13 protein-coding genes are annotated in these 14,800 nt (G+C 69.7%); 10 read left to right on the top strand and 3 right to left on the bottom strand.

Annotation, left to right across the window (positions count from 1 at the left end; translation table 11 throughout):
- Positions 1 to 6: 6 nt before the first annotated feature.
- The 3 genes from imuA to NRY95_16275 all read right to left on the bottom strand — a co-directional run bounded on the left by imuA (position 7) and on the right by NRY95_16275 (position 2,666).
- Positions 7 to 642 (bottom strand): translesion DNA synthesis-associated protein ImuA, encoded by a 636-nt coding sequence (imuA, locus tag NRY95_16285; protein ID UYC15272.1) that lies wholly within the window; start codon positions 640 to 642, stop codon positions 7 to 9.
- Positions 642 to 1,250, bottom strand: coding sequence for a transcriptional repressor LexA (gene lexA / locus NRY95_16280; protein UYC15271.1), 609 nt, complete (start codon positions 1,248 to 1,250; stop codon positions 642 to 644). The genes imuA and lexA overlap by 1 nt, the downstream gene beginning before the upstream one ends.
- 180 nt (positions 1,251 to 1,430) lie before the next feature.
- On the bottom strand, positions 1,431 to 2,666 hold the full coding sequence (locus NRY95_16275; protein ID UYC15270.1) for a citrate synthase family protein: 1,236 nt from the start codon (positions 2,664 to 2,666) through the stop codon (positions 1,431 to 1,433).
- Positions 2,667 to 2,785: 119 nt separating this feature from the next.
- Between NRY95_16275 and prpB the strand changes: the two genes are divergently transcribed.
- From prpB to NRY95_16225, 10 genes are all read left to right on the top strand, one after another.
- Complete coding sequence (gene prpB, locus NRY95_16270; GenBank protein ID UYC15269.1) at positions 2,786 to 3,673, top strand: methylisocitrate lyase; 888 nt, start codon at positions 2,786 to 2,788, stop codon at positions 3,671 to 3,673.
- Between the two features lie 31 nt (positions 3,674 to 3,704).
- Positions 3,705 to 4,307: a DUF1003 domain-containing protein gene (locus tag NRY95_16265; protein ID UYC15268.1), complete on the top strand. Its 603-nt coding sequence runs from the start codon at positions 3,705 to 3,707 to the stop codon at positions 4,305 to 4,307.
- Positions 4,308 to 4,348: 41 nt separating this feature from the next.
- A complete protein-coding gene (gene prpC, locus NRY95_16260; GenBank protein UYC15267.1) occupies positions 4,349 to 5,515 on the top strand; it encodes a 2-methylcitrate synthase in 1,167 nt (388 codons plus the stop codon).
- A 229-nt stretch (positions 5,516 to 5,744) separates the two neighbouring features.
- Positions 5,745 to 8,357 (top strand): Fe/S-dependent 2-methylisocitrate dehydratase AcnD, encoded by a 2,613-nt coding sequence (gene acnD, locus NRY95_16255; protein ID UYC15266.1) that lies wholly within the window; start codon positions 5,745 to 5,747, stop codon positions 8,355 to 8,357.
- Between the two features lie 94 nt (positions 8,358 to 8,451).
- On the top strand, positions 8,452 to 8,694 hold the full coding sequence (locus tag NRY95_16250) for a type II toxin-antitoxin system ParD family antitoxin (GenBank protein UYC18606.1): 243 nt from the start codon (positions 8,452 to 8,454) through the stop codon (positions 8,692 to 8,694).
- Entirely contained in the window at positions 8,691 to 9,008 is a 318-nt protein-coding gene (locus NRY95_16245; GenBank protein ID UYC15265.1) for a type II toxin-antitoxin system RelE/ParE family toxin, read from the top strand. Before NRY95_16250 ends, NRY95_16245 begins: the two co-directional genes overlap by 4 nt.
- Before the next feature lie 117 nt (positions 9,009 to 9,125).
- Entirely contained in the window at positions 9,126 to 9,608 is a 483-nt protein-coding gene (locus tag NRY95_16240; protein UYC15264.1) for an SRPBCC family protein, read from the top strand.
- 33 nt (positions 9,609 to 9,641) lie between these two features.
- Positions 9,642 to 10,835 (top strand): 2-methylaconitate cis-trans isomerase PrpF, encoded by a 1,194-nt coding sequence (gene prpF, locus NRY95_16235; GenBank protein ID UYC15263.1) that lies wholly within the window; start codon positions 9,642 to 9,644, stop codon positions 10,833 to 10,835.
- A gap of 390 nt (positions 10,836 to 11,225) precedes the next feature.
- Entirely contained in the window at positions 11,226 to 13,445 is a 2,220-nt protein-coding gene (locus tag NRY95_16230; GenBank protein ID UYC15262.1) for a TonB-dependent receptor, read from the top strand.
- Positions 13,446 to 13,567: 122 nt separating this feature from the next.
- On the top strand, positions 13,568 to 14,560 hold the full coding sequence (locus NRY95_16225) for a nucleoside hydrolase (protein UYC18605.1): 993 nt from the start codon (positions 13,568 to 13,570) through the stop codon (positions 14,558 to 14,560).
- Positions 14,561 to 14,800 lie beyond the last annotated feature (240 nt).

The raw sequence follows: 14,800 nt of genomic DNA, 5'->3' as shown, positions 1-14,800 counted from the left end.
GCGGCCTCAAGCCGAGGCCGACGCTGGCGTGGCCAACGCGGACAGCGCGATGGCGCGCGCCGGCGGCGTGCCGCCGCGGCACTTGAGCACGCGCAGCTGCGCCGGTGCGGCATCGATGGCGATGCGCAGCGCGGCCGGCGACGGATTGGCCGCGGCCTTCAACGGCCGATAGGCGAAGCCCAGCGCGCGCCCGGTCTCGGCCGCCACCTGCAGCCGGCGCAGGGTCTTGTCGTTGGCCTGCGCCGGCCAGCACAGCACCGCTGCGCAGCTGCCCGAACGCAGGCATTGTTCGGCGGCCCAGGCCGCATCGGCGCCGGCACGCACGATCTGCAGCTGCGGCAGCGCCACCCCGGCCTGTTCCCAGGCGCCGGGGTAGGGCAGATAGGGCGGGTCGACCAGCACGATGCGGCCGCCGCCCTGCGACAGCCGCGCCAGCGTCGGCCACAGCAGCTGCAGTTCGCCGATGCCGTCGGCGGCGTGCAGCAGTTCGGTCAGCGCCATCTCCGGCCAACCGCGCGCCGGCAGCACGGCATCGAGCGCGGCATGGCCGGTGGGCTGCGCGCTGGGCGGCAGCGTGGTCGGCTGGCCGCGCCAGACCCGGCGTTCGGCCAGCAGGCGGTCGAGGGCGACGACGGCCGCCATCAGCCTTGCCGGATCAGCCCGCAGTAATGGCCTTCGATGGCGAAGTCCTGCCCCGGCTGCACCACGATCGGCGCATAGGCCGGATTGCGCGGCAGCAGCTGGATGCGTGCGCCGTCGTGCCGGTAGCGCTTGATGGTGAGTTCGCCGTCCAGCCGCGCCACCACGATCTGGCCGTCCCGCGCATCGCTGGCGCGGCGTATCCCGACCAGGTCGCCGTCGAGGATGCCGTCGTCGATCATCGAATCGCCCTGCACGCGCAGCAGGTAGTCCGGACGCAGCGCGAACACGGCGCGGTCCAGCCGCAACTGCTGGTCCAAACCGATATTGGCGCCGATCGGCGCGCCGGCGGCGACCCGGCCCAGCACCGGCAGCCGCAGCAGCGCGCTGCGCGTCGTCGCCTGCACCGGGCGCAGGCTGCGCGCCTGCTGCGGCACATGCTCCAGCAGCCCGGCCTCGATGAGCGCCTGCACGTGCTTGCGCGCCGCGTTGCGCGAGGCGAAGCCGAAGCGCTTGGCGATCTCGGCCAGGCTCGGCGGCCGTCCGGCCTGCTCGGCGCAGTCGTGGACGTAGGCGAGGATGGCGGCGCGCTGGGGGGAGAGGGTATCCATGGTGTACATTTGTACACCTTCGCGGTCGATTTGGCGACGCGGTTCACTGAATCCGGTCAGCCCTTTTTCTGCGGTGCGAGGGGGCGGTCTGCGATGCGGATTGCCGCCGCAGCAACAGCAGGACATGCGCAATGGACGCCGCTGCCGCCGATGCGGCGTTCGCCACGCAAGCTGCCGCCCTCAGCCCGGCGCCGCGCCCTCGGGCATGACCCCGGCATAGCGCGCGCGCGGGCGGATCAGCTTGCCCAGCGCCTGCTGCTCCAGCGCATGCGCCAGCCAGCCGGACAGCCGCGCGGCGGCGAACAGGACCAGGGCGTGGGCGGCGGGCAGGTCGTGGACCAGGCAGATCGCCGCGAGCATGCCGTCGATGTTGGGCGCCTGGCCGCTGCAGTCCTGCGCCGCGGCGAGCACCGTTTCCACATGCCGCATCTGCGGATGCTGGCCACAGCGCTCGCGCAGCAGGCGCAACACTTCGGCCGCGCGCGGGTCGCCGTCCGGGTACAGCGCATGGTGGAAGCCGGGCAGGTCGTCGCCGCGCTGCCAGCGTTCGGCGATGAAGGCGGCCGGGTCGGCGGCGTCCTGGGCGTCGCGCAGCAGCGCGTGGGCGCGCGCGGTGGCGCCGCCGTGGCGCGGGCCGGACAGCGCGGCCAGGCCGGCGCTGACGGTGGCGTGCAGCGGTGCGCCGGTGGAGGCGACCACGCGCGCGGCGAAGGCGGAGACGTTGAGTTCGTGATCGGCGCACAGCACCAGGGTGGCGCGCACCAGTTCGGCGAAGTCGGCATCGCCCGGGCGCCAGCGGTCGGCGATCAGGCGATGCACCGGCCGGGTGTCCGGCTGGGTGCCGACCAGCAGCGCGGCGTTCTGCCGCAGCAGGGTGGCGGCGATCTCGCGGCGCACGGTCGGCGCGGCGTTGAGCGGTTGGCGCAGCTCCAGGGCCAGCAGTGGAATGCAGGCCATGGCACGCTCCAGCGGCGGCAGCGTGATGTCGCCGGCCAGCGGCGCCACCCGTTGCGGCCATGGCGCGACCGGGGCCGCGGCGAACGGGTCTTCGTCCAGGCACTCCCACAGCAGCCGCGCGATGTCCTCCAGGCCGGCGCCCTCGCGCACCGCGGCGACCGCCGAGCGCCCGCGGTAGTAGGGGCTGTCGGGCCGGATCAGCGAGATGCGCGTCTCCAGCACCGGCAGGCCGCGGTCCAGGCTCTGCGCGGCACCGCGCGCGGCGCCGCGGCCGACGCGCTTGCGCTGCGCCAGCCGTTCCACTTCCGCGCGCAGGTAGGCGCGGCTGCGATGGTCGGCCCCGGCGCGCGAGCCGAGCAGGCCGCGGCTCACGTAGGCGTAGAGCGTGGCGCTGCTGATGCCGAGCAGGGCGCAGGCCTCGGCGGCGGAGATCAGGTGGCGGTCGGCTTCGGGGGACATGGGGATCCGCTGATAGGTTGATTCATTGAATCAAGATTGATCGGCCCGGGCGATGGTGCCAGATTGGCGCCCATCGCGGAACGGCCGTGCGGGCCGCCGCCCTCGCTCAGGAGTTCGCCATGTCGCACGTTTCCGCCGGTGCCCGTTTCCGCGCCGCGCTGGCCGCCGAATCGCCGCTGCAGGTGATCGGCGCGATCAACGCCAACCACGCGCTGCTGGCGCAACGCGCCGGCTACCGGGCCATCTATCTGTCCGGCGGCGGCGTCGCCGCCGGGTCGCTGGGCCTGCCGGACCTGGGCATCAACACCCTGGACGACGTGCTGATCGACGTGCGCCGCATCACCGACGTGTGCGACCTGCCGCTGCTGGTGGACATCGACACCGGCTTCGGCCCGAGCGCGTTCAACATCGAGCGCAGCATCAAGTCGCTGATCAAGGCCGGCGCGGCCGCCTGCCATCTCGAGGACCAGGTCGGGGCCAAGCGCTGCGGCCACCGGCCCGGCAAGGAGATCGTGAGCCAGGCCGAGATGGCCGACCGGGTCAAGGCCGCCGCCGATGCCAGGACCGATGCCGAGTTCTTTTTGATCGCGCGCACCGACGCGATCCAGGTGGATGGCGTGGACGCGGCGATCGAGCGCGCCATCGCCTGCGTGGACGCCGGCGCCGACGGCATCTTCGCCGAGGCCGCCTACGACCTGGACACCTACCGCCGTTTCGTCGAGGCGGTGAAGGTGCCGGTGCTGGCCAACATCACCGAATTCGGCAAGACCCCGCTGTTCAGCCGCGAGGAACTGGCATCGGCCGGGGTGGCGATCCAGCTGTTCCCGCTGTCGGCGTTCCGTGCCGCCAACAAGGCCGCCGAGGCGGTGTATGCGGCGATCCGTCGCGACGGCCACCAGCACAACGTGGTGGACACGATGCAGACCCGCGAGGAGCTGTACGAACGCATCGGCTACCACGCCTTCGAGCAGCGCCTGGACGCCCTGTTCGCCGGCAAGGGCGCATGATCCACGCCGGTTCCCTTGCCCGAGCACGTCCATGAACACCCACGCCGGCACCACATCGCCGCACGGCCGCATCGATCGCCGCCAGACCGCGCGGCAACTGCTGCAGACCGAGCTGGAGAAACTGCCCGATGCCGAGCGCGAGGTGGTGGAGCGCTTCATCGCCAAGCGCCACGTGGCGCGCGACATCGTCAAGCAGGCCGACCGCGACCGCACGCTGGGCGAGCGCATCGCCGATCGCGTGGCCGAGATCGGCGGCAGCTGGAGCTTCATCATCGGCTTCGGCCTGGTGCTGCTGGCGTGGATCGCGCTCAACAGCCTGGTGCTGGCGCATGCCTTCGATCCGTATCCCTACATCCTGCTCAACCTGTGCCTGTCGTGCCTGGCCGCGATCCAGGCGCCGGTGATCATGATGAGCCAGAACCGCCAGGCCGCGGTGGACCGCCTGCGCGCGCAGAACGATTACGAAGTGAACATCAAATCCGAGCTGGAGATCCTGCAGGTGCACGAGAAGCTCAACCAGCTGCGCGAGCAGGACTGGGCGACACTGGTCGACCTGCAGAACCGCCAGATCGCCATGCTGCAGCAATTGCTCGAGCGCGCCGGCGGCCTGTCGCCGGACGCCTCCGTGCGCTGATTGCCCGCGCCGACACGACCGCGAACCTCCGGGAGATTGCAATGAACGACACGACCGCCGCATCCACCGCCACGCCCTTCAAGCCGAAGAAATCGGTGGCCCTGTCCGGTACCGCCGCCGGCAACACCGCGCTGTGCACGGTGGGCCGCAGCGGCAACGACCTGCATTACCGCGGCTACGACATCCTGGACCTGGCGCGCAGCAGCCAGTTCGAGGAGATCGCCTACCTGCTGGTGCACGGCAAGCTGCCCAGCAACAGCGAGCTGCGCGGCTACAAGGCCAAGCTGCGCTCGCTGCGCGGGGTGCCGGCCGCGGTCAAGGCGGCGCTGGAGCAGCTGCCGCCGTCGGCGCATCCGATGGACGTGATGCGCACCGGCGTGTCGGTGCTGGGCTGCGTGCAGCCGGAGAAGGACGACCACAACCATCCCGGCGCGCGCGACATCGCCGACAAGCTGATGGCCTCGCTGGGCTCGATGCTGCTGTACTGGTACCACTACAGCCACAACGGCCGGCGCATCGAGGTGGAGACCGACGACGATTCGATCGGCGGCCATTTCCTGCATCTGCTGCACGGCTTCAAGCCGCACGAGGAGTGGGTGCAGGCGATGCACACCAGCCTGATCCTGTACGCCGAGCACGAGTTCAACGCGTCCACCTTCGCCTGCCGGGTCATCGCCGGCACCGGCAGCGACATGCACAGCGCCATCGCCGGCGGCATCGGCGCGCTGCGCGGGCCCAAGCACGGCGGCGCCAACGAGGTCGCGTTCGAGGTGCAGAAGCGCTACGACACGCCCGACGAGGCGGAAGCGGACATCCGCGCGCGGGTCGAGCGCAAGGAAGTGATCATCGGTTTCGGCCACCCGGTGTACACGGTGTCCGACCCGCGCAACCAGGTGATCAAGGACGTGGCGCGCGAGCTGTCCGACGCGCAGGGCAGCCGCAAGATGTACGACATCGCCGAGCGCCTGGAGGCGGTGATGTGGGAGATCAAGAAGATGTTCCCGAACCTGGACTGGTTCAGCGCGGTCAGCTACCACATGATGGGCGTGCCGACCGCGATGTTCACCCCGCTGTTCGTGATCGCGCGCACCGCCGGCTGGAGCGCGCACATCATCGAGCAGCGCATCGACGGCAAGATCATCCGCCCCAGCGCGAACTACACCGGCCCGGAAGACCGGACCTTCGTGCCGATCGATCGCCGCAGCTGATTGCTCCCCTCTCCCGGCGGGAGAGGGGTCGGGGGTGAGGGTACGGGCGCAGCCTCGCGACGTTTGGTTGCATTGGGCTTCGCCCGTACCCTCATCCGCCCCATGTGGACTCTCATTCGCACCAGGCTTCGCCCGTACCCTCATCCGCCCCTTCGGGGCACCTTCTCCCGATGGGAGAAGGAAGTCCCGTCTTCGTTTTTGTTTTGCTTTTCTAACTTCGTAGCCAGCCATGAACAGCCACTACCGCACTTCCCTGCCCGGCACTTCGCTGGATTACTTCGACGCGCGCGCCGCGGTCGATGCGCTCCGGCCCGCGGCCTACGCCACGCTGCCGTACACCTCGCGGGTGTTCGCCGAGAACCTGGTGCGGCGCTGCGCTCCGGCCACGCTGGACGCTTCGCTGATGCAGCTGATCGAACGCCGCCGCGACCTGGATTTCCCGTGGTTCCCGGCGCGCGTGGTGTGCCACGACATCCTCGGCCAGACCGCGCTGGTGGACCTGGCCGGGCTGCGCGACGCGATCGCGGACATGGGTGGCGATCCGGCCAAGGTCAATCCGGTGGTGCCGGTGCAGCTGATCGTCGATCACTCGCTGGCGGTGGAGTGCGGCGGCACCGATCCACAGGCGTTCGCGAAGAACCGCGCCATCGAGGATCGCCGCAACGAAGACCGTTTCCACTTCATCGACTGGACCAAGCAGGCGTTCCAGAACGTGGACGTGATCCCGCCGGGCAACGGCATCATGCACCAGATCAACCTGGAGAAGATGTCGCCGGTGGTCTGCGTGCAGGACGGCGTCGCCTTCCCGGATACCTGCGTGGGCACCGACAGCCACACCCCGCACGTGGATGCGCTGGGCGTGATCGCCATCGGCGTCGGCGGGCTGGAAGCGGAGAACGTGATGCTCGGCCGCGCCTCGTGGATGCGCCTGCCGGACATCGTCGGCGTGGAGCTGAGCGGCAGGCCGCAGCCGGGCATCACCGCCACCGACGTGGTGCTGGCGCTGACCGAGTTCCTGCGCAAGGAGCGCGTGGTCGGCGCCTATCTCGAATTCTTCGGCAGCGGCGCCGCCGCGCTCACCATCGGCGACCGCGCCACCATTTCCAACATGTGCCCGGAATACGGCGCCACCGCGGCGATGTTCTACATCGACCAGCAGACCATCGACTACCTGCGCCTGACCGGGCGCGAGGACGCGCAGGTCGCGCTGGTGGAGCACTACGCCCGTACCGCCGGGCTATGGGCCGATGCGCTGGCGACCGCGCAGTACGAGCGCGTGCTGCGCTTCGACCTGTCCACGGTGGTGCGCAACATGGCCGGCCCGAGCAATCCGCACCGGCGGGTGGCCACCGCCGAGCTGGCCGAGCGCGGCATCGCCGATGCGGCCAAGCTCGATGTCGGCAAGGCCGAGCAGGCGCAGGGCCTGATGCCCGACGGCGCGGTGATCATCGCCGCCATCACCAGTTGCACCAATACCTCCAATCCGCGCAACGTCATCGCCGCCGGCCTGCTGGCGCGCAACGCCAATGCGCGCGGGCTGCAACGCAAGCCGTGGGTCAAGACCTCGCTGGCGCCCGGCTCCAAGGCGGTGCAGCTGTACCTGGAGGAAGCCGGCCTGCTGACCGAGCTGGAAGCATTGGGATTCGGCATCGTCGCCTTCGCCTGCACCACCTGCAACGGCATGAGCGGCGCGCTGGACCCGGCGATCCAGCAGGAGATCGTCGAGCGCGACCTGTACGCCACCGCGGTGCTGTCGGGCAACCGCAACTTCGACGGCCGCATCCACCCCTACGCCAAGCAGGCCTTCCTGGCCTCGCCGCCGCTGGTGATCGCCTACGCCATCGCCGGGACCGTGCGCTTCGACATCGAGAAGGACGTGCTGGGCGTGGACGCCGCCGGCAACGCCGTGCGCCTGAAGGACATCTGGCCCAGCGACGCCGAGATCGACGCGGTGGTGACGGCGGCAGTGAAGCCGGAGCAGTTCCGCCGCGTCTACAACCCGATGTTCAACGTGCGCGTGGAGCACGGCGCCGCGGTCAGCCCGCTGTACGCCTGGCGCCCGCACAGCACCTACATCCGCCGCCCGCCGTACTGGGAAGGCGCGCTGGCCGGCGAGCGCACGCTGCGCGGCATGCGCGCGCTGGCGGTGCTCGGCGACAACATCACCACCGACCACCTGTCGCCGTCCAACGCGATCCTGGCCGACAGCGCGGCCGGCGAATACCTGGCGCGGATGGGCGTGCCGGAAGAGGACTTCAATTCCTACGCCACCCATCGCGGCGATCACCTCACCGCGCAGCGCGCCACCTTCGCCAATCCGCAACTGCTCAACGAAATGGCCGTGGTCGATGGCCAGCCGCAGCGCGGTTCGCTGACCCGGCTGGAACCGGACGGGCAGGTGCTGCGCATGTGGGAAGCGATCGAGACCTACATGGCGCGCAAGCAGCCGCTGCTGATCGTCGCCGGCGCCGACTACGGGCAGGGCTCCTCGCGCGACTGGGCGGCCAAGGGCGTGCGCCTGGCCGGGGTCGAGGCGATCGTGGCCGAGGGCTTCGAGCGCATCCACCGCACCAACCTGGTCGGCATGGGCGTGCTGCCGCTGGAATTCCGGCCCGGCACCACGCGCAAGACCCTGGGCATCGACGGCAGCGAGGTGTTCGACGTGCTCGGCGCGCGCACCCCTGGCGCGACGCTGACCCTGTCCATCGCCCGCGCCGACGGTACCCGCGTGGAAGTGCCGGTGACCTGCCGCCTGGACACCGCAGAGGAACTGGCGATCTACGAGGCCGGCGGCGTGCTGCAGCGCTTCGCGCAGGATTTCCTCGAGGCTTCCGCTGCGTGATGTGCTGCGCGTCTTCCCGGCGTGATATCGGCCCCGGCTTGCAACCGCAAGCCGGGCGATGCAGACTTTGGCAATCTTTGCCATTGGGGTTCTTATGGCCACCATGAACATCTCCTTGCCCGACGAACTGAAGCAGTTCGTCGACCAGCAGGTTGCCAAACATGCGTACGGCTCCAGCAGCGAATATCTGCGCGAGTTGATCCGCAAGCAGCGCGACGTGGAAACGCTGCGCGGGCTGCTGCTGGACGGCGCGAATTCCGGGCCGGCCACGGCGATGGAATCCGACTTCTTCGACAAGATGCGCAAGCGCGCGCGGGATCGGGCTGCCGCCAAGTGAAGCCAGCGTACTGGCGTCCCTTGGCGCGGCGGGATGCCGACGAGGCCGCCGCGTGGTATGGCGAACAAGGTGGCGTGGCGCTGGAGCTGGCGTTCGCCGATGCGCTCGAAGCAGCGACGAAGACGATCGCGCGGCATCCAGCGATCGGCTCAAGCCGGCATGCCGCACTGTTGAAACTGCAGGACATGCGCTTCTGGCCGCTCAACGGGTTTCCCTATCTGATCTTCTATGTCGAACGCAAGACGCATGTCGATCTCTGGCGCGTTCTGCATGCGCAGCGCGATATCCCGGCATGGATGCAGGAATCGATGTGAATGTCTTCGGCGAAGCCGCACGGCGGCGTGCTGCAACGCTTCGCGCAGGATTTCCTCGAGCAGGCGAAGGTGGCCTGATCGGTTCGTCCATGTCATCGGCCGCGTGCCATCCTGCGCATGCCGTCCACCACTGAGGAAACGACCATGGCCAACACCGGTACCGTCCGCCTGCACCGCGTCCTGCGCGCGCCGGCCGAGCGCATCTACCGCGCGTTCCTGGAACCGGCGGCGCTGGTCAAATGGCTGCCGCCGCACGGCCACACCGCCACCGTGCATGCCCTGGATGCGCGCGTGGGCGGCAGCTTCAGGATCTCCTTCAGCAATTTCGGCGCTGGCACCAGCGAATCCTTCGGCGGCACCTATCTGGAACTGGTGCCGGGCGCGTTGATCCGCCACACCGACACCTTCGACAACCCGGCCCTGCCCGGCGAGATGATGGTGACGGTCAGGCTGCGCACGCTGGCCTGCGGCACCGAGCTGGACATCGTCCAGGATGGCATCCCCGAACAGATCCCGGTGGAGTTCTGCCACCTCGGCTGGCAGGAGTCGCTGACCCTGCTGGCGCAGCTGGTCGAGGCCGAGATTCCCGCCAACCGCTGACACTTCCCGCGTACGCGTCGATCGGAAAACACCATGTCCCACGTTCCCCAACTCCGCATTCCCGCCACCTACATGCGCGGCGGCACGTCCAAGGGCGTGTTCTTCCGCCTGCAGGATCTGCCCGCTGCCGCGCAGTTGCCCGGTGCGGCGCGCGATGCGCTGCTGCTGCGGGTGATCGGCAGTCCCGATCCCTATGCCAAGCAGATCGACGGCATGGGCGGGGCGACGTCCAGCACCAGCAAGACGGTGATCGTGGCGCCGAGCGCGCGCGCGGACCACGACGTGGATTACCTGTTCGGCCAGGTGGCGATCGACCGCCCGTTCGTGGACTGGAGCGGCAACTGCGGCAACCTGTCGGCGGCGGTGGGGCCGTTCGCGATCGCCGCCGGGCTGGTCGATGCCGCGCGCATTCCGCACGACGGCACGGCCACGGTGCGGATCTGGCAGGCCAATATCGGCAAGACCATCCTCGCGCAGGTGCCGATCGTGGCCGGCGCGGTGCAGGAGAGCGGCGATTTCGAGCTGGACGGGGTGACCTTCCCGGCCGCCGAGATCCAGCTCGACTTCCTCGATCCGGCCGCGGACGAGGACGGCGCGGACGGGGCGATGTTTCCCACCGGCAACCTGGTCGATACGCTGGACGTGCCGGGCGTGGGCAGCTTCGAGGCGACGCTGATCAACGCCGGCATCCCGACCATCTTCCTCGACGCGCAGGCGCTGGGCTACCGCGGCACCGAACTGCAGGACGCGATCAACGGCGACGCGCAGGCGCTGGCCAGGTTCGAGACCATCCGCGCCTACGGCGCGCTGCGCATCGGCCTGATCGCCAGGCTGGAAGACGCGGCGACACGCCAGCACACGCCGAAGGTCGCCTTCGTCGCGCCGCCGGCCGACTATGTGGCCTCCAGCGGCAGGCCGGTCGCCGCCGCCGACATCGACCTGCTGGCGCGGGCGATGTCGATGGGCAAGCTGCACCACGCGATGATGGGCACCGCCGCGGTGGCGATCGGCACCGCCGCGGCGATCCCCGGCACGCTGGTGAACCGCGCGGCCGGCGGCGGCGCGCGCCAGGCGGTGCGCTTCGGCCACCCGTCGGGCACCTTGCGGGTCGGCGCCGAAGCGCGGCAGCAGGCGGACGGCCAGTGGAGCGTCACCAAGGCGAGCATGAGCCGCAGCGCGCGGGTGCTGATGGACGGCTGGGTGCGGGTGCCGGGCGACATCTGCTGAGCCGGCAGCACCGGCGGTATCGCCGTGCCGCGATGGCACCGCAAATCCGGTCCTGTTTTTGTAGGGGCGGCTTCGGCCGCGACCGTACTTCGCGTGTAAGCGGGCGTGGCTGAAGCCGCGCGATGCTGCATGGTCGTCGCGGCGGGCACGGGCGCCGGCGAACCGGGAATCCGGAGCGCGAGTTCAAGAACGTTCGGGAGAGGCGGCTTCGCAGAGCGGTGCATCTGCAGGGCGCCTGTGACGGTGCGTTGCATGATGTCCAGCCTTAACACGTTTAGGCGACCGGGACATGCACAACATGTGTATTTTGTGTTAATTATGGTGCGGCGCGGCATCGCTTGCCGGCGACGCGCACCTTCCCGCTCTTGCCCATTCCACTCCGGAGTCCCCATGTCCGCCAGTTGGTCGTTGCGCACCAGCGCACTTGCCGTCGCCGTCGTTTCCGCCCTTTCGTTCTCCGCCGCCGCCCAGCAGACGGACAGCACGGACGGGGTCGCCCGCCTGGACACGGTCAAGGTCACCGCCGAACGGCGCGCGGAAGATTCCAAGGACGTGCCGATCTCCGCCAGCGTGCTGCGCCCGGAATACCTGGACGCGATCGCCACCAGCGGCTCGGACGTGCGCGTACTGGCCGGCAAGGCGCCCAGCCTCAATGTCGAATCCTCCAACGGCCGCGTGTTCCCGCGCTTCTACATCCGCGGCTACGGCAACACCGACTTCAACACCTACGCCTCGCAGCCGGTGTCGCTGGTGTACGACGACGTGGTCGCCGAGAACGCATTCCTGAAGGGCTTCCCGATCTTCGACCTGGAGAGCCTGGAAGTGCTGCGCGGCCCGCAGGGCACCCTGTTCGGCCGCAACACGCCTGCCGGCGTGGTCAAGTTCAACTCGGTCAAGCCGACCATCGGCGCCAACGACGGCTACGCCAGCCTGTCCTACGGCACCTACGGCACCATGACCATGGAAACCGGCCTGAGCATCGCCATGGGCGACAAGTGGGCCGCGCGCGTGTCGGCGCTGGGCCAGCGCCGCGACGACTGGGTCGACAACACCGTGGACAACCGTTCGTTCGAGGGCTACACCGACTCGGCGGTGCGGGTGCAGCTGCTGTTCCAGCCGGGCGAGGATTTCAGCGCGCTGTTCAACGCGCATGCGCGCCATCTCGACGGCACCGCGCGGCTGTTCCGCGCCAACATCTTCCAGCCGGGCAGCAACAAGCTGGTCGATGGCTTCGATCCGGACAAGGTCTCCATCGACGGCGGCAACACCCAGGAACTGCAGACCTACGGCGGCAGCGCCAACCTGACCTGGGATCTGGGCGACATCGTGCTGCACTCGATCACCGGCTACGAGGGCATCGGCAAGTACTACAGCCGCGGCGACATCGACGGCGGCTACGGCGCGGTGTTCGCGCCGCCGTCCGGCCCGGGCGTGATCGCGTTCCCGGTGGAAACCGCCGGCGGCATCAAGAACCTGGACCAGTACTCGCAGGAGCTGCGCGCCGAGTCGCAGTACGCCGGCCCGCTCAACTGGCAGGCCGGCCTGTACTACTTCCACGATTCGGTGGAAGGCGAGAACTACACCTACAACACCCTGGGCGGCGGCACCCTCAGCAGCTACCAGCTGACCCGCCAGCGCAACACCTCGTGGGCGGCGTTCGGCTCGCTGAACTACGCGGCCACCGACCGCCTGGACCTGCGCGCCGGCATCCGCTACACCTACGACAAGAAGACCTTCGACGTGCTGGCGCTGGACCGCGTCACCCTGCTCGAGCCGTCCACCGGCAGCACCGACAACTCCAAGGTCACCGGCGACCTCAGCGCGACCTACACCATCAACGACGACGTCAACGTCTATGCCCGCGCCGCGCGCGGTTTCCGCGGCGCCAGCTTCGGCGTGCCGTCGGCGACCGCGCCGCTGACCGTGGCCGCGCCGGAGACCGTGGACTCCTACGAGATCGGCATCAAGTCCGACCTGTTCGACAAGCGCGCGCGGATCAGCTTCGACATCTACGATTTCCAGGTGAAGAACCAGCAGCTGACCGCGGTCGGCGGCACCTCCAACGACGTGCGCCTGCTCAACGCCGACAAGTCCAAGGCGCGCGGCGCCGAGTTCGACTTCGAGGCGCTGCTCACCCAGAACCTGCGCGTCACCCTCGGCGGCGCGTACAACTGGACCCGCATCGAGGATCCGACCCTGTCGGTCGGCGTGTGCCGCACCTGCACCGTGACCGATCCGCTCAACGCCGCCGGCAACGCCATCATCGACGGCAACGTGCTGCCGCAGGCCGCCAAGTGGATGGGCAATGCCACGCTGCGCTACGGCATCCCGGTGGGCGACGCCGCCGAGTTCTTCTTCTACACCGACTGGTCCTACCGCAGCGAGATCAACTTCTTCCTGTACGACTCGCGCGAGTTCGTCGGCCAGCCGCTGCTCGAAGGCGGCGCCAAGATCGGCTACAACTGGGATGCCGGCGCGTACGAGGTGTCGGTGTTCTGCCGCAACTGCACCAACCAGATCCGCGCCACCGGTGCGATCGACTTCAACAACCTCACCGGCTTCATCAACGATCCGCGCATCGTCGGTGCGCAGTTCCGCGCCAATTTCTGATCGGCGCGCTGCACTGCGATGCACCACGGACCGCCGGCTATCATGCCGGCGGTTTCTTTTCATGGGAGGCGCGCATGCGCTGTCTGAAACGGTGGGCGGCGCTGGCGCTGGCGCTGCTGGCCATGGCGCCGGTCGTGGCTGTGGCGGCGCAGCCGGCCGCGACGCCGACGCAGAAGATCGTCGTGTCCACCGACATCGGCGACGACATCGACGATGCGTTCGCGCTGGCGCTGCTGCTGCGCAGTCCGGAACTGGACGTGCTCGGCATCGCCTCGGCCTGGGGCGACACCACGCTGCGCGCGCGGTTGTTGCAGCGGCTGTTGCAGCAGGCCGGACGCAGCGACATCGCGCTGGCGATCGGCCAGCAGACCGCCAGCGGCATCCCCTTCAGCCAGGCGCGCTGGGCGGCGCAGGGCACGCTGCCGCGCAACGCGCCGGATGCGGCGGACTTCATCCTGGCACAGGCGCGGCGTCATCCCGGCCAGGTCACCTTGCTGGTGCTCGGCCCGCTGACCGATGCGGCGCGCGCGTCGCAGCGCGACCCGCAGGGTTTCGCCATGCTCAGGCAGGTGGTGCTGATGGGCGGCTCGGTGCGCGCCGGTTACGGCAAGTCGCGCTACCGCCCGGCGAGCGCGCCGGCGCCCGAGTACAACATCGTCTCCGACATCGGCGCTGCGCAGCGCGTGTTCGCCGCCGGCGTGCCGCTGGTGATGCTGCCGCTGGACGCGACCCAGGTGACCCTGGAGGAACCGGAGCGGGTGGCGCTGTTCGCGCATGGCGATCCGCTGACCGACGCGCTGACCCAGCTCTACTACCAGTGGCGCGACACCGACCAGCCCTGGGCCAGCGCCACCCCGACCCTGTTCGACGTGGTGCCGGTGGCGCAGCTGCTCGACCCGAGCCTGTGCCCGACCGTACCGCTGCGCATCGCGGTCGACGACCAAGGGTATACGCGGGAAGTGCGGTCCGGCGCCAGCGCAGCCGGCGGCGCTGCGGCCGTCGGCACCTCGGCGGAGGGCGGCCATGCGGCGCCCGGCGCCGCCAACGCCCAGGTCTGCCTGGCGCTGGACCGGCCACGGCTGATCGCGCTGTACATGCAGCGCTTGCTGCGCTGAGGCGGCGGCGAGCCCGCGGTTCCGCTCGTCGCGGCTGAAGCCGCTCCCACATGGACTGGCGGCCGTCCAACCGGGTGCACTGTAGGAGGAGCTTCAGCCCCGGCCGATTGCCGAAACCGTCGCGATTCCAGGCTCCGCTCGTCGCGGCTGAAGCCGCCCCTACAAAGACTAGCGGCTGACTGACTGGGTGCCCTGTGGGAGGGACTTCAGTCCCGACTGCATCCGGGCGGGGTGATCCGT

Source organism: Xanthomonas campestris pv. phormiicola, from assembly GCA_025666215.1.
Taxonomy (GTDB): Bacteria; Pseudomonadota; Gammaproteobacteria; order Xanthomonadales; family Xanthomonadaceae; genus Xanthomonas_A; species Xanthomonas_A campestris_A.
Note: the sequence above shows the minus strand (reverse complement) of the source record. Positions and strands in the feature narration are given on the sequence as shown.

Bases quoted from the DNA above. Each gene is read 5' to 3' on its own strand.
- imuA (UYC15272.1), bottom strand. From the start codon at position 642: ATGGCGGCCGTCGTCGCCCTCGACCGCCTGCTGGCCGAACGCCGGGTC.
- lexA (UYC15271.1), bottom strand. From the start codon at position 1,250: ATGGATACCCTCTCCCCCCAGCGCGCCGCCATCCTCGCCTACGTCCAC.
- NRY95_16275 (UYC15270.1), bottom strand. From the start codon at position 2,666: ATGTCCCCCGAAGCCGACCGCCACCTGATCTCCGCCGCCGAGGCCTGC.
- prpB (UYC15269.1), top strand. From the start codon at position 2,786: ATGTCGCACGTTTCCGCCGGTGCCCGTTTCCGCGCCGCGCTGGCCGCC.
- NRY95_16265 (UYC15268.1), top strand. From the start codon at position 3,705: ATGAACACCCACGCCGGCACCACATCGCCGCACGGCCGCATCGATCGC.
- prpC (UYC15267.1), top strand. From the start codon at position 4,349: ATGAACGACACGACCGCCGCATCCACCGCCACGCCCTTCAAGCCGAAG.
- acnD (UYC15266.1), top strand. From the start codon at position 5,745: ATGAACAGCCACTACCGCACTTCCCTGCCCGGCACTTCGCTGGATTAC.
- NRY95_16250 (UYC18606.1), top strand. From the start codon at position 8,452: ATGGCCACCATGAACATCTCCTTGCCCGACGAACTGAAGCAGTTCGTC.
- NRY95_16240 (UYC15264.1), top strand. From the start codon at position 9,126: ATGCCGTCCACCACTGAGGAAACGACCATGGCCAACACCGGTACCGTC.
- prpF (UYC15263.1), top strand. From the start codon at position 9,642: ATGTCCCACGTTCCCCAACTCCGCATTCCCGCCACCTACATGCGCGGC.
- NRY95_16230 (UYC15262.1), top strand. From the start codon at position 11,226: ATGTCCGCCAGTTGGTCGTTGCGCACCAGCGCACTTGCCGTCGCCGTC.
- NRY95_16225 (UYC18605.1), top strand. From the start codon at position 13,568: ATGGCGCCGGTCGTGGCTGTGGCGGCGCAGCCGGCCGCGACGCCGACG.